Origin of the sequence: Klebsiella sp. 141198, assembly GCF_050600785.1 — a bacterium.
Lineage (GTDB): Bacteria > Pseudomonadota > Gammaproteobacteria > Enterobacterales > Enterobacteriaceae > Klebsiella > Klebsiella aerogenes.
Genome location: NZ_JAQIRM010000007.1, coordinates 121,493 through 142,799 on the forward strand (window position 1 = coordinate 121,493; position 21,307 = coordinate 142,799).

Here is a 21,307-nt window from a genome sequence, read left to right on the forward strand (position 1 = left end):
CCTGCCACAGAAAGTGTCAGGGAATTATATGCGCCTTGCAGGGCTTGGGAAATCCGAATTACGTGAGCGCGCCGCCCATCCGGCAGCGGGCAAAGCGCAGAATATCTTCCGCTAGACGCTGGGCGGTATCGACGTCGGCCTGGCTGCGTTTGATCAGCATGCGGCTCAGGCAGCCTTCGACAATTAATTCCATCTGCTTAGCGACCATTTCCGGGTCATCCACCTCAAGCAGGGTCAGCAGCTCGTGCGTGTAGGCCAGCGAAGCCTGCTTCTGCTGTTCCGCTAACTGGTGAATTGGGTGCTGGGCATCCGGATAGAATGTACAGGCGGCGATAAACAGGCAGCCCGGATAGCGGTGGTTGCTAACGCATTTGGTCAGCGCGCTATAGCGCGCCAGCAGCTTTTGTTCTGCGCTCAGCGTCTCATCCAGCAACAGCTGGCGACGCCAGGCATCAACCTGCTGACTTAAATAACGCAGGGCGTCATAAAGCAGCGCTTCGCGGTCGGGCCAAAAGCGCTTGAGGTCATCAAGCGGGTATGCGACGCGTTCGGCGACCATTTCCAGCGTGGTGTTGGCGATACCCTCGATTTCAAGAATTTGTATGGCCTCACCCAGGACATCTTCACGTTGCACGATAGTCTCCTCCATTTATCCTCCTCAAGTGTCGTTCACGGTTGCCAATCGCGCAAATGGGCGCTGAATGCCGTAGCATCCATAAACCCGGTGACGCGCTGCGCGGGCTGTTCTTCTCCCTGCGCGTTGAAGAACAGAATCGTCGGCAAGCCGAGCACCTGTAAATGCTTCAGCAGGGCCGCGTCTTGCGCGCTGTTCTTAGTGACATCCACTTGCAACAGAACGGTCTCTTTTAGGGCCTGTCGCACTTCAGGAGCGCTAAAGGTATATTTTTCGAACTCTTTGCAGGCCACGCACCAGTCGGCATACAGATCGAGCATGACCGGTTTCCCTTTGGCCTGAGCCAGCGCCTGGTTGAGTTCATCAACGGTGCTGACGCGGGTAAATTCCAGATGCGCCTGCTGCTGGACGGCCGTTGCGCCAAAGGCCCAATCCTGCAGCGGACGCGCGCTAACCAGCGCGGCGGCCAACATGACGATTTGCACCAGACGCAGCCAGGGTTTGGTGGCGCCAAGCGAGGTGATAAACGCCCAGCTAAAGAAGGCGACGCCAAGCAACGACCACAGACGTAAACCCCAGGCTTCGCCGATAACGCGTTCCAGTAAAAAAACCGGCAGCGCGAGGATCACGAAGCCAAACGCGGTCTTGACATGAGCCATCCACGGCCCGCTCTTCGGCAGCAGACGGTTACCGAACACGGTCACCAGGATCAGCGGCAGCCCCATTCCCAGCGCGTACAGATACAGCGTGCCGCCGCCGAGCCACAGGTTACCGCTTTGAGCGATATACAACAGAATGGCGCTAAGCGGGGCCGTAGTGCAAGGGGAACAGATAAGCCCGGCGATGGCGCCCATTGCAAACACGCCGCCCGGCGAACCACCCTGGCGCTTGTTGCTCATCAGCGTCAGTCGGGTTTGCAGCGATGAAGGCAGTTGCAGCGTAAACAGGCCGAACATCGACAGCGCCAGCGCGATAAATACCGCTGACAGCCCAATTAATACGTAAGGGTGCTGCAGCGCGGCCTGGAATTGCAGACCGGCGGCGGCTACGACCAGCCCCAGCGCGGTATAGGTAACCGCCATCCCCTGGACATAAATAAATGCCAGCAGCAGGGCGCGCGCCGTTGATAAGCGCTGTTTACCGCCGAGGACAATCCCGGAAATCAGCGGATACATCGGTAAAACACAAGGCGTAAAGGCGATACCGATACCAATCAGCAGCGCCCATAGCGCTGAAAACGGCAGCGACGCGGGTTCCGCGCCGGTCTGGCTGCCGCTGGCGGGTGCTGAAGGTTGGTCTGCCAGCGCCTTGCCGGAATCGGCGAGCACCGCGCTGAGCGGCACGATTTTGGTCTCCGGCGGGTAGCAGAACCCGGCGTCGGCGCAGCCCTGATAGGTAACGGTCAGCGTGGCTGTTTTGCTGGCTTGCGTGAGGCTAATCGGTAATGTCAGACGCTGACGATAAATTTCGCTTTTGCCATAAAACTCGTCTTCATGCCATTCGCCAGGCGGTAGAGAAGGGTCGACGATCGCCGCGTCCTTTGTCGTCAGCGTAATCTGCTTACGGTAGAGGTAGTAGCCATCCTTGATGCGCCAGCTCAGGTTGAGGTCGTGTTGATTCTGCTGAAAGTCAAAGGCGAAAGCCCGATCGGCAGGCACGAAGTTTGAACGCCCGGGGGCGTCAAACAACCCGGCGCTGGCGGATGCGCTGCACAGTAGCAGGATCAGCGTAATGATGCGTTGAGCCATGAGAGGTAATCGTTGTCTCCGTGAGTAACCGGCAGGACCAGTAGTTCGGGGGTTTGATACGGGTGATGGGACTTCAGGCAGTCCAGTAACGCCTGCTGATGGGCCAGGTTGGTTTTGAGCAGCATCTGGACTTCATACTCCTGCTCAAGCTTTCCTTCCCAGTAGTAGAGCGACGTCGCTCCCGGCAGGATGGTGGCGCAGGCGGCGAGTTTTTCTCCGAGCGCTTTGGCCGCCAGATCCTGGGCGGTCGCTTCATCCGGCGCGGTACAGAGTACAACAACAGCATCAGGCGTAGTCATCGTGAACCTCGTATCAGCGAAAAGAGGCACTATAGCATGCATGATGCGGGGAGATTAACCAAAGGGGCCAGTTACTTTACTGGCCCCTTTTTAACGATCTTAAAGCATGAGGCCGCCGAAGATGAATCCGAGGATCACGCAAAGCGTAATGGCGATGACGCCCGGGATCAGGAAGGCATGGTTAAAGACATATTTGCCGATACGCGTGGAGCCGGTGTCGTCCATTTCGACCGCTGCCAGCAGGGTCGGATAGGTTGGCAGCACGAACAGCGCTGAGACCGCCGCGAATGAGGCAATTGCCGTCAGCGGGGTGACGCCAAGCAGCAGCGCGGCGGGCATCAATGCCTTGGTCGTGGCAGCCTGTGAATAGAGCAGCGTAGCGGCGAAGAACAGCACCACCGCCAGCAACCACGGATAGTTTTGCAGCAGATCGCCCGCTACCGTCTGGATATCGGCAATGTGCGCTTTAACGAAGGTATCCCCGAGCCAGGCGACGCCGAGCACGCAGACGCAGGCGCTCATTCCTGACTTAAAGGTGCTGGCGTTCAGCACTTCGCCGGTATCGATTTTACAAGTGATGCTAATCAGCGTGGCGATGGTCAGCATGAAGACCACGATCGCTTCGTTACGCGGCAGCACCGGGTTCTGGATCAGGCCGACGGTGTCGCTGATGGCGGTAGCGTAGAACATGACCGCGACGATGCCGACGAGGAAAAGCAGAACGGAGCGTTTAGCATGCGGCTTCAGCTCGAAGACCTGACTGCCGCGCAGGCTCACTTCCCCTTTTGCCAGCCGTTCCTGATATACCGGGTCGTCTTTCAGCTCGCAGCCGAGGAAGTTACAGACGACGGCGGTCAGCATGACGGCAATCAGGGTAACCGGCAGGCAGATCGCCAGCAGCGTCAGGTAGCTGACGCCAAGTGGTTCGAGAATACCGGCAAAGAAGACCACTGCCGCGGAGATAGGCGAGGCGGTAATCGCAATCTGCGAAGCGACAACGGCGATGGAGAGCGGGCGGGAAGGGCGAATACCCTGTTCTTTCGCCACTTCGGTGATGACTGGCAGGGTAGAAAACGCGGTATGACCAGTGCCTGCCAGCACGGTCATAAACCAGGTGACCAGCGGCGCAAGGAAGGTAATGTACTTGGGATGGCGGCGTAGCATACGTTCGGCGAGGCTGACCAGATAGTCCATCCCTCCGGCGACCTGCATCGCGGCGATAGCGGCGATAACCGCCATGATGATTTCAATGACGTCAAAGGGGATCGCCCCGGGTGGAATTTGAAAAATTAAGGTTAAGACGAGGACGCCGAGGCCACCGGCAAAGCCGATACCAATGCCCCCGAGTCGGGCCCCCAAATAGATTGCCAGCAGGACAACCACGAGCTCTGCACCAAACATATATGCCTTCCTTGTTTTTTAACAAGTTGATATTGAATTGTTGTCGTTTCGTAAACCCAAAAAAGCAAAAAGGCATGTCATCACTGACATGCCTTAGGTTAGTTTACCCTGAAAGCTTACTGTTCGCTTTCATCGGTATACCGTTTTGCTTTATAAGCCGGATGCATCAGGTTTTGCGGGGAGAAAATGTCATCCAGTTCGGCTTCGGTCAGCAGCCCGCGCTCCAGCACCACTTCACGTACGCTCTTACCGGTTTCGGCGCAAATCTTACCGACGATATCGCCATTGTGGTGGCCGATGAACGGGTTGAGGTAGGTAACGATACCGATGGAGTTGTAGACGTAGCTTTCGCATACCGCTTTGTTAGCGGTAATGCCGTTCACGCATTTTTCCAGCAGGTTGTAGCAGGCGTTGGTCAGGATGTGGATAGATTCAAACATCGCCTGGCCAATCACCGGCTCCATAACGTTCAGCTGCAGCTGACCGGCTTCGGAGGCCATGGTCACGGTGGTATCGTTGCCGATAACTTTGAAGCACACCTGGTTAACCACTTCCGGCACCACCGGGTTAACTTTTGCCGGCATGATTGAGGAACCGGCCTGCAGCTCTGGCAGGTTGATTTCATTCAGGCCAGCGCGCGGGCCGGAAGAGAGCAGGCGCAGGTCGTTACAAATCTTGGACAGTTTGACCGCCAGGCGTTTCAACGAACTGTGAACCATCACATACGCGCCGCAGTCAGAAGTCGCTTCAATCAGGTCTTCCGCCGGAACGACCGGCAGGTTGCTGACTTCCGCCAGTTTCTGTACCGCCAGCTGCTGGTAGCCGTCAGGGGTGTTCAGGCGAGTCCCGATAGCGGTCGCGCCGAGGTTCACTTCCAGCAGCAGCTCTGCGGTACGCAGAATGCTTTTGGTTTCTTCGTTCAGCAGTACGTTAAAAGCGTGGAATTCCTGGCCGAGGGTCATCGGCACCGCATCCTGTAGCTGCGTGCGGCCCATTTTCAGGACGTCCTGGAACTCAACGGCTTTCGCCTGGAAGCCTTCGCCCAGCTGTTTGATAGCATCGATTAATTTGAGAATCGATGCATAGACCGCGATGCGGAAACCGGTGGGGTAGGCGTCGTTAGTGGACTGGCATTTGTTGACGTGGTCATTAGGGTTGAGGAACTGGTATTCACCTTTCTGGTGGCCCATCAGTTCCAGACCGATATTCGCCAGCACTTCGTTGGTGTTCATATTGACGGAGGTGCCCGCGCCGCCCTGGAACACATCAACCGGGAACTGGTCCATGCATTTACCGTTGTTCAGCACTTCATCGCATGCCGCGACAATGGTGTTCGCTACGCTTTTAGGAATGGTTTGCAGTTCCTTGTTAGCCAGCGCGGCGGCCTTCTTCACCATCACCATGCCCCGAACAAACTCAGGGATGTCGCTAATCTTGTTGTTGCTGATGTAGAAGTTTTCAATCGCTCTCAGAGTATGAACGCCATAGTATGCGTCAGCTGGAACTTCCCTGGTGCCCAACAGATCTTCTTCGATACGAATGTTGTTTAACATGTGAACCTTCTTTTTCAAGCTGCCAATGAATTCACCAAATACACAGAATTTATAGGATTTAGCGTATTTTCAGACCGAAGATTATTTCCTTAACCGGCCCGGTGCCCACGATCATATGCTGATGATAGCGAAGTTCAGTAACCTTGATCACTTATTATATAGCGCGGCGGATAAGAATTATTAATCTGTGAAATGAGTCACCGCTTTACTATTTTTGAAAAAAATGCCGTTGTCGTTGATTGAAAAATGGCGCGCCAACCCCACATTCCTATGACGCGAATAGCAAATTTATCACTACGGGCGTCTGCGACGACGGCCGATTGAAGGAGACGCCGGTGCGTTGGATCCCATTTATTGCCTTTTTCTTATACGTTTACGTCGAGATCTCGATCTTTATCCAGGTCGCGCACGTGCTTGGCGTGCTGTTGACGCTGATCCTGGTTATCTTTAGCTCGGTTGTGGGGATGTCGCTGGTCCGCAACCAGGGCTTCAAAAACCTGATGCTGATGCAGCAGAAAATGGCGGCTGGCGAAAGCCCTGCCGCAGAAATGATTAAAAGCGTGTCGCTGATTATCGCCGGGCTGCTGCTGTTGATCCCGGGCTTCTTTACCGACTTCCTCGGTCTGCTGCTGTTGTTGCCGCCGGTGCAAAAGCTGATGACCTTAAAACTGATGCCGTATCTGCGCTTTAGCCGGATGCCGGGCGGCGGTTTTAGCGCCGGCGCTGGCAACGGAGACACCTTCGAAGGGGAGTTCCAGCGCAAAGACGACGAACGCGACCGTCTGGATCACAAAGACGACCGCTAAAACGACAAAACCGGCCTGCGCCGGTTTTTTGTTATCGGCTTGCTGAAGGTGAGCGTGCAGGTAAGGCGAACCACAGCACCGCCAGCATAATAATGGCGTACAAGCTCTTCCAGCCGACCATTGCTAACAGCAAAATGCAGAGCACGCTTCCCACGATGGCCAGCACGCGGTATTTACCGTGCAGGAGTCGGCATCCCGCCAGCATGCACAGCAGATAAATCATGATGAAAATGCCGTTGGCATAGACGATCAGCGCATCGAGATTAATGTTCAGCCAGTAAATGCACAGCGTACTAAGTACGCAGCAGCCTAAGACCGCATTCAGGGCGTTGCGCGGTACCTGGCGCGGCGACAGGCGGGCCAGGTAGCTCTCCGGCTTGAACTGCGCCTGCGACCAGACCAGGCGGGCAAAACTTTGGATATAGATATTAAGGCTGGCGAAGCAGGCGAGGTAGCCGATTACGCAGGCAACCCACAGCGCCTGCACGCCGAACAGTCGCACCACGATGTTTGGCAGCGAAGCCGCCGCCGCCATTTCCTCACCGAAGGCGTGAAAATGCAGAACGACTACCGTACAGCCCCAATAAACGGTTCCTGCCAGCACCAGGCCAATCATCAGCGCTCTAGGGAAGTCGCGCTCCGGACGTTTAAACTCAGATGCCAGATGAGCAAAGGCTTCCAGGCCGACGAAGCACCAGAACATCACCGATAGGGCCGCAAACAGCTGTGACGTGTCGACATCTTTAGGCTCCGGGAAAGGGATCTGCGCCGGGTTTATGCCGCCGCGCCACCAGATGGCGACGATCAGCGCGACAATCAATATCGCAACCAGCGTCTGTAGATTGGCGCTGGAACTGGCGCCGCGCGAGCCCACCCACCAGACGATCGCTAGCGTGCCGAGCTCGGCAAGCAGCAGCTGAGTATCGTGCCAGCCGAACAGCGCCTGGCCAAAACCGGTGGCGATATGCAGTGCGGCGGGTAAGCCCACCGGGATCACCGATAAAAACAGCCAACCGGTTACCCGTGCCAGACGTGGGCCGAACGCCATATCCACAAAATGAGCCACGCCGCCAGCGCTGGGAAAGTGGCGCCCAAGCACGGCAAACACGATAGCGATGGGAAAGACCAGGAGAATCAGCGCCGGCCACGCCCACAGGCTATTATCGCCTGAGACCAGCGCCGCCAGCGCCGGTACGGCGAATACGCCGGTTCCCAGTAGTGATGTCGAAAGTAACCCGACTCCCTGACCTAACCCCAGCTCCTGTTTTAAACCACTCATGACTCAACCCTGCGCGCGGCAAAAAAACGATGTTATCACAACCCTTTGCGCCAGAAAGCGCAGCCGCCACGCGAATATTTTTGCGCGTCAGCGCACAGGCGGAAATTTTTTTTTAATTTTCCCCTTGAAGCGGTAAATGGCCATCCCCATCTCTCTCTGCACTAGTCGGAAACCGTTTACGGCCCGGCGCCATCCATAACTGATAATGACTTTCTCGAAGGAGAGCTATCAATGAGTATTCGTCCGTTACATGATCGTGTGATCGTCAAACGTAAAGAAGTTGAAACCAAATCTGCAGGCGGCATCGTTCTGACCGGTTCTGCGGCAGCTAAATCAACTCGTGGCGAAATCATCGCTGTCGGTAAAGGCCGCATCCTGGAAAACGGAACTGTGCAGCCGCTGGACGTTAAAGTTGGTGACATCGTGATTTTCAACGATGGTTACGGCGTGAAGTCTGAGAAAATCGACAACGAAGAAGTGCTGATCATGTCCGAAAGCGACATCCTGGCAATTGTTGAAGCGTAATTCGCACGACCCTGAACGAATTTGAGGAATAAAAGAAATGGCAGCAAAAGACGTAAAATTCGGTAACGACGCTCGTGTAAAAATGCTGCGCGGCGTAAACGTACTGGCAGATGCAGTTAAAGTCACCTTGGGCCCGAAAGGCCGTAACGTTGTTCTGGACAAATCCTTCGGCGCGCCGACCATCACTAAAGATGGCGTTTCCGTAGCTCGTGAAATCGAACTGGAAGACAAATTCGAAAACATGGGCGCGCAGATGGTGAAAGAAGTTGCCTCTAAAGCGAACGACGCTGCAGGCGACGGTACCACCACCGCAACCGTACTGGCTCAGGCTATCGTTAACGAAGGTCTGAAAGCCGTTGCCGCGGGCATGAACCCGATGGATCTGAAACGTGGTATCGACAAAGCTGTCGTTGCCGCTGTTGAAGAACTGAAAGCCCTGTCCGTACCGTGCTCTGACTCTAAAGCCATTGCTCAGGTTGGTACTATCTCCGCTAACTCCGACGAAACCGTAGGTAAACTGATCGCTGAAGCGATGGATAAAGTCGGTAAAGAAGGCGTTATCACCGTTGAAGACGGCACCGGTCTGGAAGACGAGCTGGACGTCGTTGAAGGTATGCAGTTCGACCGTGGCTACCTGTCCCCTTACTTCATCAACAAGCCGGATACCGGCGCTGTTGAACTGGAAAGCCCGTTCATCCTGCTGGCTGACAAAAAAATCTCCAACATCCGCGAAATGCTGCCGGTCCTGGAAGCTGTAGCGAAAGCTGGCAAACCGCTGGTTATCATCGCTGAAGACGTTGAAGGCGAAGCGCTGGCGACCCTGGTGGTTAACACCATGCGCGGCATCGTTAAAGTTGCTGCGGTTAAAGCGCCGGGCTTCGGCGATCGTCGTAAAGCCATGCTGCAGGACATCGCAACCCTGACTGGCGGTACCGTTATCTCTGAAGAGATCGGTATGGAGCTGGAAAAAGCGACTCTGGAAGACCTGGGTCAGGCGAAACGCGTTGTTATCAACAAAGACACCACCACCATCATCGATGGCGTTGGCGAAGAAGCCGCAATTCAGGGCCGCGTTGCTCAGATCCGTAAGCAGATCGAAGAAGCGACCTCTGATTACGACCGTGAAAAACTGCAGGAGCGTGTGGCTAAACTGGCCGGCGGTGTTGCGGTAATCAAAGTCGGTGCTGCTACCGAAGTTGAAATGAAAGAGAAAAAAGCGCGCGTTGACGATGCCCTGCACGCGACCCGTGCTGCGGTTGAAGAAGGCGTGGTAGCTGGCGGCGGCGTAGCGCTGGTCCGCGTGGCGGCGAAAATCGCTGGCTTGACCGGTCAGAACGAAGATCAGAACGTCGGTATCAAAGTTGCGCTGCGCGCAATGGAAGCGCCGCTGCGTCAGATCGTTTCCAACGCCGGTGAAGAGCCGTCTGTTGTTGCCAACAACGTGAAAGCAGGCGACGGTAACTACGGTTACAACGCGGCTACCGAAGAGTACGGCAACATGATCGACTTCGGTATCCTGGACCCGACTAAAGTCACCCGTTCTGCGCTGCAGTACGCGGCATCCGTTGCTGGCCTGATGATCACCACCGAGTGCATGGTGACCGACCTGCCGAAAGGCGACGCGCCTGATTTAGGTGCTGCTGGTGGCATGGGCGGCATGGGCGGTATGGGCGGCATGATGTAATCGTGCGCTATACGGCATAAAAATGCAGAAACCCCCGGTCAGAAATGGCTGGGGGTTTTTCTTTTTGCTGGCTTTTTAGTATAAGGTTTACATCCGGGCCAGTGCGTCCAGCTCATTGGGGAATAACATGCAGGTAAAATATTTAGCAGGGATTGTCGGCGCAGCATTATTGTTAGCGGGTTGCAGTTCCAGCAACGAATTAACCGCAGGCGGCCAGAGCGTGCGTTTTGTTGAAGATAAACCGGGAACGGAATGCCAGCTGTTAGGGACGGCAACCGGTACGCAAAGCAACTGGTTGTCAGGCCAGAATGGCGATGAAGGCGGCTCGATGCGCGGCGCGGCGAATGCCCTACGTAACCAGGCTGCGGCCATGGGCGGTAACGTCATTTATGGCGTGAGCAGCCCGACGCAAAACCTGCTGTCGAGCTTTGTTCCGACCGATAGCCAGATGAACGGCCAGGTTTATAAGTGCCCGAACTGATGCGTTAAGCACTCTCTGCACAGGCAGAGAGTGCTTAACAACTTATGCCTCAAGCGCTGCTTTGGTAGCCACGTAGAATTCACGCAGCGACAGCATACATTCATCTCTGGTCAGCATTTGTCCTGGTGAGGATGGAATTACCTTACTGAAGATTTGATACGGCGTATGCTGGCTGTGGACCTGTTTTAGCTTCTGACTCTTTTCAAGCAGACGCAGCGCGATACTCTTTTCAACATCGGACTGATGCGCGGCGCTGGTTTTAATCACCGCACCGGAGAGTACTTTTTTACCCTCCTCCTGCTCGTAGCTGTATAACACGGCCAGATGGTGGCTAAACAAATTCAGCTTCCACTCTTCCTGAGCATATTGCTGGTACTCAATGTTAGGTTGGGTCGTTAAATCGACGGTATACAGCAGTACATAATCCAAAGCCAGCGCCAGGTACTCATTTAATTTCGTATCAGCAACCATTTTTAGTGATTGATTGATACCCAGAATCAACGCCTCTACCTGCCGGTCGTCAATCCGTAATGTCGCGATTTGCTCGTTCTGCAGCATCAGGAGCAGCGTTGACTCATTTACCCCCGGTTTCAACGTGATCGACATGATCCGCAGCTCCGGATTGGGGTTTTGTACCTCTACCATATCGACTGCCGGGGTGTTGGCGATGAGCTCATTATTGTAGGCAATAAGCTCCTCTTTCAGCGTATCGTCGCTTTGCTGCAAGCGCTGTAAGAAAACAGACATTCGAGTTGTCAGGACCATGAGCAGGTCAGCCAGCGCCGGCGCCTGTAAATAGAACGTCCGACACAGGCCATTCTGGTTTTGTACTTTCATCAGCAGCGCCATGAAATGGTCTTCATAGGTAATTCCGGCGGTGTTAAAACCAATAAACGTTCCTTGCATATTCTTCTCCTTACGCTGGCATTGGTATTTTGGACTGCGACAAATCAATAACCCGATCGGCAGAGGCGATAGTTGACGGGCGGTGGGCAACGATGATGCGGGTAATACTGAGCCCTGAAATCGATTGGTTAATGACCGACTCATTTCTTAAATCGAGATGGCTGGTGGCCTCATCCATAAACAGAATGCTCGGCTTACGGTAAAGCGCGCGAGCAATCAAAATACGTTGCTTCTGGCCCCCGGAAATGCCTAAGCCTAACTCACCGATGATGGTTTCATAGCCCATCGGCATTTTCATAATTTCGTCGTGGATGTTGCAGCGTTTAGCGCATTCGACAACAAAATCCACATCGGCGTTGTCTTCAAAGCCGCTGATATTATCGATAAGCGAACCGGAAAAGAGTCTATCCTCCTGCAATACGCAGGCCGTTCCCTGGCGATAGTTATTGAGACCTATCTTCTGGATATCGAGATTATCGGCGAAGACGTCTCCGCTGGTGGGGGAGAGCAGCCCGCACATGACTTTCAATAGCGTGGTCTTACCGACGCCGGACGGCCCGACCAGCGCGACAGACTCACCCGGCTCAACGGTGATGTTCAGGTTTGAGAAAATCGGCTGTGAAAAGGGATCGTACTGATAGCTGAGATTTTTGACTTCAAGTCTTGCGCCGGCATCTTTTGAGAAGACGTCCCGTGATGGTAATTCTTGCTCGGGTTCGCTGAAGACGATTTCTGAAAGACGCTCGTTATGCAGCGATAGCATGCGCAGCTGCATGGTCAGGTCAACCAGGCTGGATGCGCGCTGGGAGAACTGGCCGCGGTAGGCGTTAAAGGCCATAAACATACCGAGGGTCATTTCATTATCAATAACCATAATGGCGCCCAACCACAGTACTGCCACCTGATCGATAGCGGTAATGAAGGTATTAATACCGCTAAACATCATGTCGAAACGGGTTTGCTTGATCCCCGCATTACAGGCATCGATATTGATATTCAGCCAGTGCTGGGAGCGGCGTTCTTTCAGATTCAGCGCTTTGATGGTCGAAATACCGTACAGCGACTCCATAAAATGCGAACTGGAACGTGCGCCTTTAATTACCTGTTCTTCAGCAACGCGGCGATAGAAGCGATAAGTTCCCAGACGCATAATGGCGTAGCATAAGGTAAAGCCAACGACGACCCATGTTAGCCAACCGCCGTACAGCGTGAGCATAATCAGCAGCCCGATTGTCATGATCGAATCGATAATGCCGCTGACGATGCTATTAGTGAACGTGGAGCGAATGGTGTCCAGCGATGAGAAACGGGACTGAATATCCCCCAGATGGCGCTTTTCAAAAAAAGAGAGCGGCAGGCTGGCCAAATGATCGAAAAGGGTCGTTTTCCACTGAATATTGGTCAGCGTGTTGAGCGTCAGCGAAGTCCATGCGCGCAGCATACTGATAAAGGTGCGGAAGAGGGTAAAGAAAACCAGGCCAATACAGATAACCGAGAGCAGGCTTTGATCGTGGGCCATGATCACGTGGTCAGTGACTAACTGCGTGCCTATCGGCAGCAGTAAGCCGATAGCTTCAACCACCACCGAGAAGGCGAAAATTTTCAGCAGCGCTGATTTTAAGCCAACAATATTGCGCATCAGATCTAACAAACGCAGGCGAGATTTGGCTTTTTCCTGCTGAAAGTTCTGATCGGGCCATAGCTCTAAGGCGATGCCGGTAAAATTATTCGACATTTCCTGAATGCCGATAATGCGTTTACCCAGCGCCGGATCGTGGACGACAAAACTGGACTTTCGCACTTTGGTGAGCACGACGTAGTGGTTCATTCCCCAGTGGATAACGCAGGGTAGCTTTAATTGCCTGATTTCGTCGAGATCGAGCGACAGCGCCCGGCTTTTTAAGCCGGCATGTTCCGCCGTTTTGCTCAATGACATCAGCGTGACCCCCTGAGAAGGGCTACCAAAACGCTGGCGGAAGTTGAAGAGATCGATATCGAGGCCATAATGGCCGCAAATCATTGCCAGGCAGGCAATGCCGCATTCGGCGGCTTCGGATTGTAATATGACCGGCGTCTTTTTCAGTATTGAAAAATTAACTTTCGCCGTAATTTTCTCAAACAGTTCATTAGTCATGAATCGGGCCGCTCACGCTTTGAGTAATCTTATAAACCGGAGTAAACATCCACATATAGAGAGGGCGTTCTTCAAGAAAAACAACGGCTTGTGCTTTAAGGCCGTTGGACAGGCTCAGCTTTTTCCCGTCATATTCGAACTGTTTATCTTTAATTTTGACGATTGCTTTATACAGCGCCAGTTCTTGTTGCTGATTACCACCATTGTTGACGTTGGTATATTCAGACATCTCTTGTCGTGATGCCGGCATTGAGGATATTGATATGATTTTTCCAGGGAATTGCCCGAATTTGTCTGATGGGAAAGCATCATAGCGAATATTAATGGTATCCCCAGTTTTTAAATAGGGGATAGTATTGTTTGGTAGCCAAAGGATAAGAAAATACTCAACGTTTCCTGTAGGTTTTATCTGTGCCAGGCTGCTGCCGTTATCAACGGTTTGCCCTTGGGTAGCTGAAAGTGACTCAATTCTGCCATCGCTGGTGGATTTAATAATAATGTTACCGTTAGCGTTGGATTCAACGAGTTGATTTTTAAAATCGTTGGATTGGTTGTACTGGCTGGATATTTGGTTATCAAAATCCGCAGCTTTAGTGATTTTATCGCTATTAAGCTGGGTGATTTGTGATTCCAGTTGCATCTTCTGGCTAACCAGAGATTGATACGCGCTTTGCTGTTGAAAGTATAAAGAGTGCTGATAGTTATACTGATCTTTTGTTATCAGGCCATTGCTAAGGTATTTATCGTAGCTGGAAAGGTTATCATGCATTTTTTTCAGACCGACCTGGGTATTGACCAGCATTCGGTTGGTCTCTTTCAGAGAGTCAGTAGTGGTTTTCAACTGGGCATTTAGCGCATTTAATGTCTGACTTTTATTATCTTCCAGCTTTTTGATGATGTCGTCAGAGTTGGCAATTTTTTCATTGATGACTTCTATCTGCGCCGCACTGACATTGCCGCTGGTGGTGCTGCGGGACACATCAATTTCGTAGAGCGGTTGGTTTTTTTTAACGACGTCACCAATTTTCACGAATTGCTTAACGACAAATCCTTGCTGCGGCGCAAAGACGTTAATCGAGTGAGGGAGGGTGATGACTTCGCCCTGAACGTCAACGCGCTGTGTGAACTTACAAAAAATGAGTGCGCAAATAAGCGCAATGAGAAATAGTGCCGATAACAATGCAATCAACCATGCAGGTAAGCCAGCGAGCAATAAGGCTTTACCTTTCCAGTGATTTCTTTTGTATTCGATCGCTTCCTTGCGATAAAGCTTATTATTCATGAATGATGATTCTGATTATAGTAGTCGGGGAAACAAAGGCCAATATGGCCTTTGTTTATGTAAAAAGATATTTACGATGATGGCCAAGGTACAAAGGTACCATCAAGCCCGGCGTCGATAAGTTGACCTAAATAATCAATGCACTTATCCCAGCCTACTGCCACGGCGCCGACAGCACCTGCAATTGCACCGACGGCTGCACCAGCAAATAATCCAACCAGGTTACCCAACAGGCCGAAACCTAAAAGCCCACCATTTGTCCCACCTAATGTTCCTCCAACAGAGGCGCCAATTGCACCGACAATAACGGATCCGAGGATTGCGGAGCCTGCGGCTTCAGCCGCATTACCAAGTAAAGATGTCACGGTAGAAGAAATTGAAGAGAAATCCCATGAATAGCCTCCGGAGATCTCTTCCATCTCAAATACTGTTAATTGCTTCATATTTATTCCTTTAAATTAATATTATTACGGATTGACCTAATTACGGGTCGGGCAGAAATGTAAGCGACGATTGCTTTTTAAGCAATGTAATAGACATGAATTGTTTGTGAATTCATGTCTATTTTCTTAATATTATTGTTCCTGTATAACTACCTCTAACATTGCCTTAACTTTACCGTTAGTAATATCGTCAACACTATTGCTTTGGCGATAGTAGTCAGCGGTAAGGTTGATGACCTGCGAAGTCGCTGCACTGTTGAAGCTATAGCTATCCATATCATAGAAAACTAAAGGCGTCCCAGTTTGTTTGAAAATGATACCGACATTTTTGGCGCCGCTATCATCGGTTATCATATTATCAATGATGCCATCGCCAGATGCGCTGGCGGTGCCTATCGGATTAAACCAGTACATTAACGTATTACCGATTGAACCGGCTGGGCAGTTAATGGTTAATAAGATGTTTTTTTGCTCTGGTGTCACGCCGCCGCGGGAGACCGACATTAGCGTGCTTTTTTTAATCCGACCGAGCGTTATCTGTGAACTGGAGGGCGATATATCACAGGATGTTGCCTGATAGGTAGTATTTTTCAGTTTGATACTCGTAGTGTATAAAAGTCTATCACTGGCGCTTGGGTTGGTTGTAGGGTTGCCGACAGAGAAACTTATTGACGGGTTTGAATCCGACCCTGAAGTATCAATGACCTGTTTTGTTTTGATAAACCACACGGTGACAAACTTATAGTAGTTATCTGAGGTTTTTTCAAACGGTACCAGTACCGAACCCGCAACGGCAGGAACCAGTGCGCCATTTTTACTTTCCAGCAGATCGGATACCTGGAATCCAATACCGTCAATTCCGGTTTCATACACCGGCATTCCATGCATTCCTGTAACGCCGGCGACCTCAGCGGTACTGATAGTCGTAATATACTGATCGTTATCTTTCTGGCTGCATGTGAAGTTTTTATAGTTACCAGTGCCGTATTTAGTCGAATATAATATGCTGCCCACTGGAATTGAGTCGTCTGTCGGTATTTTTGCTCTAATAGTAAATGCTTGCCGCTGGATGCTACCTGAGTAACTACATTTTGCAGCCGCCTCACCACCGATAACTAAAAGCATTAATAGAATAAATATTCTCTTCATCAATATTTGTCCTTAAATGATGGCTAGCGACATACCGCTTCGACCTGGTTTAAGCCAGCGGTTTTGCCTTCCCGCGGCGGTAACGTGAAGGGGGCATGACACTGCTGGGAACTACTTTTTCCCCACTGAACGTTGAGCGTCCCGGTTTGCTGTAGACCGGACATATAGACCATCCCGGCATCGCTAACGATACTTGCCTGGCTTTTCGCATCACCAGCCAGTAAAACCATCGCTCCATAGGGAATGTCCTGACCGCTGGCGGATTTAAGATGAATAAAGGCACGTTGCCCAATCTTGCCGTCGTAGTTGGCCCGCACAATAGCGCCGCGAGTCGGCACCACGGTTTGCGTTGTTTCCGGTAGTTCCATATCATCGCCAAGCGTGGCGGTGTCGAGAGTGATATCGGTGCGACGATAAGGGGTAACGTAAGGCACGATGGCATAGCCGCGATAGTCGGTCGAAATGGTGTTATCGGTCGTCAGTTTGACGTCATCCAGCCCCGGAGCTTTAACCAGTACGGCAGCATCGGTGATGTCCTGACCTAAAGTGATGCCGTCAGCGTGCGCGATAATGCTGCCGTTGGCGCCATAATCAATGCGTTGGCTATCGCGATCGTAGCTGTAACCGGCGTTAACACTCCCCTGAGAACTGTTAAAGGTGGCGCGCATGTCGCCGCTGTAATACTCGCGGTTGCTGTATCCTTGCTGAATACTCCAGTCCAGACTATCGTTTTCCAGCCCGACGCCGCCGATAGCAACCGATTGATCCGTTGAGCCTGGGTTGCTATTGGTGAGCTGGTAACTGGTATAGGTGCCAGGAAGCCAGTTGCCGATCGGTAAAGTAACCGTTAGGGTGATACGCTGATCGTCCTGGGCATCTTTATTCGCGCTATTGCTGCTCCAGGTATAGCGGCTATAGCTATAACCCAAGTAGAAGTTCACGTTTTTAAAGCCACCGTTATAGCCAACGCTGATAGATTTATTGGTGCGTTTATCATCCCAATAATCTTCTACCAGACCGCTAATAGAGAGACTACCGAGCCCTTTACCTAAGCTTTGATTAAGCGTCAGGTTGGTACGGTTGCGCAGTGAGCGGGTGGTATAGCTGCCGTCGTTTGAATAACTATCGAACACCTCTGACAGAGTGTTAAAGCCTTTGGTAGAGTATCGGTAACCCGCGATAGTAATGTTAGTACCGGTATCAAGGATGTTTTTACCGTAGCGGATACGCCAGGACTGACCCGACGTCTTTTCTTGATCCTGGATCTTTGACCAGGCTTGGGTGACGTCTGCTGAAGCCGCGCCAAAATCACCGAGGTTATAGCCTAGACCGGATGATAATGCTTGATAGTGCGAGGCCATTTGCATCCCGCCGTAGGCCGTCAGGCTACTGGATACACCATAGCTTATTGTCGCTTGGGTGAATGGCGTTTCGTCAACTCCGCCATCATAAGGACGATATTTACCAGAGGTGATTTCATACTGTAGCTGGCCTTCGCGCACCATGACCGGCAGCGTAGCGAACGGCACGATGAATTCTTGCTTTGAGCCATCCGATTCTTCTACCGTTACGTACAGATCGCCGCTACCGCCGCTTGGGTACATATCGGTAATTTCAAAGGCGCCGGGGGCGACGTAGGTCTGATATACCTGGTAGCCATTCTGCTTAACAATCACCCTGGCGTTGGTTTTTGCAATCCCTCGGATAATTGGCGCATAGCCGCGAAGGCTCTCCGGCAGCATGGAGGTATCCGTTGCCATTTGAATCCCGGTAAACGGCACGCTATCAAAAATACCGGAGAGCGAGGAGCTTTCACCCATTACCAGATTACTATTAAGAGGGCGAATGCTGCGCTGCATGTACAGGTAAGCTGATTCCCAGTCGCTGGATTCTCCTTTCGTTTTATTCCAGGTGCTCAGATTTCGGATACGCCATGGACCAAGATTTAAACCGGACTGGAGGTTAAGGCTATAGTATTCATCTTCTGATTCGAAATCATTCGAGCCGCTGAACTGGTAATTCATTAACAGCGCGTTAATACCTTCATCAAATTGATCTTCCGGAATAAATCCTTGCACAACGGTGGATAATGCCGCTTGTGGTATGGAGATATTTAACCGTTGTGCAGTAAAATCGAAATCCGCTTTTGTATCCGGTATGACCGTTAGGTTAACGCAGTTATTGGCATCTTCTTTCAGAGCTGGGAAGGATTTCACTCTGACACCATATTCCGCCAGGTCTTTAAGCGTGAAACAGGGGGTTAATTTGATATCATCACTCTTATCGGCAGTATGGCTATCAATAACAAACTTGATAGTACGGGTATCCAGATATTGACCGTTGAAAACAATGTCAACCCGATAATCCCCGGGCGCCTGAGCGTTCCTGGCTTCAAAAACAGATAAGTCTGGGGCGTTTGAAGGATCGCTACCATTCAATGAATTGATGAATGAGGGATCGAAGAAATCACGTGCTTGCGCTTTATTATCCAAACCACAAAAAAACGCTGGCAACAACGTGATGCAGAGCGTTGATAGTTTGAATAGCTCTTTATTTTTATTTTGCATAGACACATCCCTATAACGTTAATAAAAATTCCAAATTACAACGGTGATGAATAGAGCGATCCGGCCCCACCATAATCATTAACTATTTTCCATGTCACGCTTGATGCATTGACACTTTCCTTTAACGTGACTTCTTTTGTTTCCATCGGAGGGACGGTGTTTACTTCATTTTTTATTTCGGTGTTACCTATTTTTATTGTGTTGAAGTAATAGAAAAAAGGTGTCGGATTGTTAATGAACAATTTATTGCCTGATTTACGCCATTGGAGTTTTGCCGCTTCTGTATTTGGCTTCATATCAAACAGCGATTTTGGCCGGTATACCAGACGCATACGGTGGCGAACCGCTAGCTGAATCGTATTGTTTTTGGCATTGGTGTCATCAGCTGGCGGGATAGCCATAATATTGAAATAAAATATAGATTCTCGATCTGTTGGCGCAGTAACATTATTGGTTGAAAACAAACGCACGGTATTTTGCTGTTTTGCTTCGAGTCGGAATAGTGGCGGAGTCGCCGTGAAAGAGGGGATTTGCCCTTTTGGGGTCTCAATCCACGACTTAATTAAGTAAGGAATACCGTCTTTGTTCTCAATCTGCGCGGTGATTTCGCGAGCGCCCTCTTTGTAAAGATAGCGAGTTGACTCGATAACGATACCAGCATGTGCAATACCGCTAATCAATAAAAAAAAGGGAATGAAAAGTTTAAATAAGGTGCTTAACATAGCATTTCTCTAAACGGAAAAAGGGCTCGCCAGACGGCGAGCCCTCTAAAATAGAATTAGATGGTGTAATCGATAGTAAAGGTTGCAACGCCTTTAACCGGACCTTCGGTTACAGCAGTTGTGGCATTTACTTTCACATAACCAGCGTAGTAGTTCAGGGAAGTGACGGAACCGTCAGTGTAGGTTTCGGACATGGTTTGGGAACCATCGAAGGCTACGCGAGAACCATCGCTGACTTTCGCGATACCGATACCGATACCGGCAGCGCCGTCGTCAGCGGTGTTGTCCAGAATGGTCGCGTTGCTGCTGGTGGTACCAGTAACAGCAACAGTCAGGCCTGTTGCCGGATCTTTGCTGCCTTGGGCGCAATCAGAAACATCAAAACCAAACTTCTGGCTTTTGAAAAGGGTGTTTGCAGCCTGAGCGTTCGCTTCGCTGGTGGTAACAGAAGTCAGACGAACGATGCCGTTGTTCAGAGTACCAGTCGGGGTGACTACGCAAGAAGCGGAGGAGTCATTGACTTCACCCAGAACGGTCACTTCAGCAGTGTTAGCGGCCATTGCCTGAGCACTCAGAACTGCAGATGCAGCAACCATTACAGCTACGATTGTTTTTTTCATTTATTTGTCCATGTATAAATACGTAATCCTTGAAATAGATATCGCTCTAATTGCTAATTATTGGTTGGTCTAATAATCCAATAATTGCCCCAAGAACTACACTATCCCATCTCTGTACTCCTTGTTGTCCCTTACGCTAATAAGCAGGTGTTAGCCTGCATTTAGCTTAAGACGGGAGCACTGAGGAATCTAATTCGCCGTTGGTGAAAATGCATGTGAATTTTAATTGAATAATCTTTTTAATGACTAAAGGAACGATTCACATTTTTATTCGAACTATAAGTGATAGCGTTGATTCGATGAATGTTGTGCGGTATCTCTGGCTTCCATTCAGTTTAAATATCATGTTAGTCTTATCTTTGATGCAAAATCGAGACTCAATGATTGATATGTGAAGCCATCTAATAGCAGGCCTGTTCAAGGCTATTCGCGCAACATTAAAGATGGGATTTCATTAATTTCATGTTTATTTCACATAGCTAATGAAAAAGGGAAGACATTATGGCATTTAGTGAATTCATCATTAATGATGAAGTTATTTTTGACGTGAATATGAGTGAGTTGCGAACTGTTAATGAAAATGGCACTACCGTTAACTTAAATGGACCAACGGCGCGTTGTTTATTGTTGCTAATAGAAAGTAATGGCAGGATCATTTCACGTGAGGAATTTCTGGAAACTGTCTGGAAAACAAGGGGGGTAATAGTTGCGCAAAACACGTTTTACCAAAATATCTCATTGCTCAGAAAATCACTGGTAAAGGCCGGACTATCTCAGGATATCATTATTACCGTCAGGCAGCGCGGGTTTATCCTTGCCACGGATGCGGTAATCACTCCAGTTACCACAACGCAAGAGATAATAGCGAGCCCATCAACGAATGTAGATGATTCTGCAAGTGATAGGGAGAGCATAGAGAGCGAAATGTACGAAGTTAAAAATACCGTTAATGCTAATCGAAGCGAAAGTCGCAGAGGAACTACGTTTAAATTACCTAAATGGATCGTGGTGATGTTTATTGTTATGGTCGCAACTAATATACTTTCACTGCTTTTTTAGATGCTCTATTAGCGC

At 50.7% G+C, this 21,307-nt stretch carries 19 protein-coding genes; 5 read left to right on the forward strand and 14 right to left on the reverse strand.

Features of this window, described 5'->3' with window-relative positions; genetic code table 11:
• Positions 1-58: 58 nt before the first annotated feature.
• The 5 genes from PGR10_RS21895 to aspA form a co-directional block, all read right to left on the reverse strand.
• Entirely contained in the window at positions 59-634 is a 576-nt protein-coding gene (locus tag PGR10_RS21895) for a transcriptional regulator (protein WP_113374765.1), read from the reverse strand.
• Positions 635-669: 35 nt separating this feature from the next.
• Complete coding sequence (locus tag PGR10_RS21900) at positions 670-2,382, reverse strand: protein-disulfide reductase DsbD (protein WP_430924101.1); 1,713 nt, start codon at positions 2,380-2,382, stop codon at positions 670-672.
• Positions 2,358-2,681, reverse strand: coding sequence for a divalent cation tolerance protein CutA (gene cutA / locus PGR10_RS21905; RefSeq protein WP_032715456.1), 324 nt, complete (start codon positions 2,679-2,681; stop codon positions 2,358-2,360). The genes PGR10_RS21900 and cutA overlap by 25 nt, the downstream gene beginning before the upstream one ends.
• Positions 2,682-2,780: 99 nt before the next feature.
• Positions 2,781-4,082 (reverse strand): anaerobic C4-dicarboxylate transporter, encoded by a 1,302-nt coding sequence (locus tag PGR10_RS21910; RefSeq protein ID WP_047040086.1) that lies wholly within the window; start codon positions 4,080-4,082, stop codon positions 2,781-2,783.
• Positions 4,083-4,198: 116 nt separating this feature from the next.
• Positions 4,199-5,635, reverse strand: a complete 1,437-nt coding sequence (gene aspA, locus PGR10_RS21915) for an aspartate ammonia-lyase (protein WP_045380159.1) — start codon at positions 5,633-5,635, stop codon at positions 4,199-4,201.
• Positions 5,636-5,970: 335 nt separating this feature from the next.
• On the opposite strand from aspA, the gene PGR10_RS21920 reads away from it, so the two are divergent.
• Entirely contained in the window at positions 5,971-6,441 is a 471-nt protein-coding gene (locus PGR10_RS21920) for an FxsA family protein (RefSeq protein WP_015368667.1), read from the forward strand.
• A gap of 31 nt (positions 6,442-6,472) precedes the next feature.
• Here PGR10_RS21920 and yjeH read toward each other — a convergent pair whose 3' ends face one another.
• On the reverse strand, positions 6,473-7,720 hold the full coding sequence (yjeH, locus tag PGR10_RS21925; RefSeq protein ID WP_113374734.1) for an L-methionine/branched-chain amino acid transporter: 1,248 nt from the start codon (positions 7,718-7,720) through the stop codon (positions 6,473-6,475).
• A gap of 231 nt (positions 7,721-7,951) precedes the next feature.
• On the opposite strand from yjeH, the gene PGR10_RS21930 reads away from it, so the two are divergent.
• From PGR10_RS21930 to PGR10_RS21940, 3 genes are all read left to right on the forward strand, one after another.
• Entirely contained in the window at positions 7,952-8,245 is a 294-nt protein-coding gene (locus PGR10_RS21930; RefSeq protein ID WP_003855929.1) for a co-chaperone GroES, read from the forward strand.
• Between the two features lie 37 nt (positions 8,246-8,282).
• Positions 8,283-9,929 carry a chaperonin GroEL gene (gene groL, locus PGR10_RS21935; RefSeq protein WP_015368665.1) on the forward strand — a complete coding sequence of 549 codons (1,647 nt, stop codon included), beginning with the start codon at positions 8,283-8,285 and terminating at the stop codon, positions 9,927-9,929.
• 127 nt (positions 9,930-10,056) lie between these two features.
• The gene (locus tag PGR10_RS21940) at positions 10,057-10,410 is read left to right on the forward strand and encodes a DUF4156 domain-containing protein (protein WP_015368664.1); all 354 of its coding nucleotides are present in this window, start codon (positions 10,057-10,059) and stop codon (positions 10,408-10,410) included.
• A gap of 42 nt (positions 10,411-10,452) precedes the next feature.
• Here the strand turns inward: PGR10_RS21940 and yjeJ are convergent, their stop codons facing one another.
• From yjeJ to PGR10_RS21980, 8 genes are all read right to left on the reverse strand, one after another.
• Entirely contained in the window at positions 10,453-11,316 is an 864-nt protein-coding gene (gene yjeJ / locus PGR10_RS21945; protein ID WP_430924102.1) for a YjeJ family protein, read from the reverse strand.
• Between the two features lie 10 nt (positions 11,317-11,326).
• Positions 11,327-13,450 carry a peptidase domain-containing ABC transporter gene (locus PGR10_RS21950; RefSeq protein ID WP_316425429.1) on the reverse strand — a complete coding sequence of 708 codons (2,124 nt, stop codon included), beginning with the start codon at positions 13,448-13,450 and terminating at the stop codon, positions 11,327-11,329.
• A complete protein-coding gene (locus PGR10_RS21955; RefSeq protein ID WP_087859218.1) occupies positions 13,443-14,732 on the reverse strand; it encodes an HlyD family secretion protein in 1,290 nt (429 codons plus the stop codon). Before PGR10_RS21955 ends, PGR10_RS21950 begins: the two co-directional genes overlap by 8 nt.
• Positions 14,733-14,803: 71 nt before the next feature.
• Positions 14,804-15,175: a hypothetical protein gene (locus PGR10_RS21960; protein WP_045396432.1), complete on the reverse strand. Its 372-nt coding sequence runs from the start codon at positions 15,173-15,175 to the stop codon at positions 14,804-14,806.
• A 132-nt stretch (positions 15,176-15,307) separates the two neighbouring features.
• Entirely contained in the window at positions 15,308-16,324 is a 1,017-nt protein-coding gene (locus tag PGR10_RS21965; protein ID WP_087859216.1) for a fimbrial protein, read from the reverse strand.
• A 23-nt stretch (positions 16,325-16,347) separates the two neighbouring features.
• The gene (locus tag PGR10_RS21970) at positions 16,348-18,891 is read right to left on the reverse strand and encodes a fimbria/pilus outer membrane usher protein (protein ID WP_087859215.1); all 2,544 of its coding nucleotides are present in this window, start codon (positions 18,889-18,891) and stop codon (positions 16,348-16,350) included.
• A gap of 35 nt (positions 18,892-18,926) precedes the next feature.
• Positions 18,927-19,613, reverse strand: a complete 687-nt coding sequence (locus PGR10_RS21975; protein ID WP_087859214.1) for a fimbrial biogenesis chaperone — start codon at positions 19,611-19,613, stop codon at positions 18,927-18,929.
• A 56-nt stretch (positions 19,614-19,669) separates the two neighbouring features.
• Entirely contained in the window at positions 19,670-20,233 is a 564-nt protein-coding gene (locus PGR10_RS21980; RefSeq protein ID WP_113374738.1) for a fimbrial protein, read from the reverse strand.
• 501 nt (positions 20,234-20,734) lie between these two features.
• On the opposite strand from PGR10_RS21980, the gene PGR10_RS21985 reads away from it, so the two are divergent.
• Positions 20,735-21,292, forward strand: coding sequence for a winged helix-turn-helix domain-containing protein (locus PGR10_RS21985; protein WP_087859212.1), 558 nt, complete (start codon positions 20,735-20,737; stop codon positions 21,290-21,292).
• Positions 21,293-21,307 lie beyond the last annotated feature (15 nt).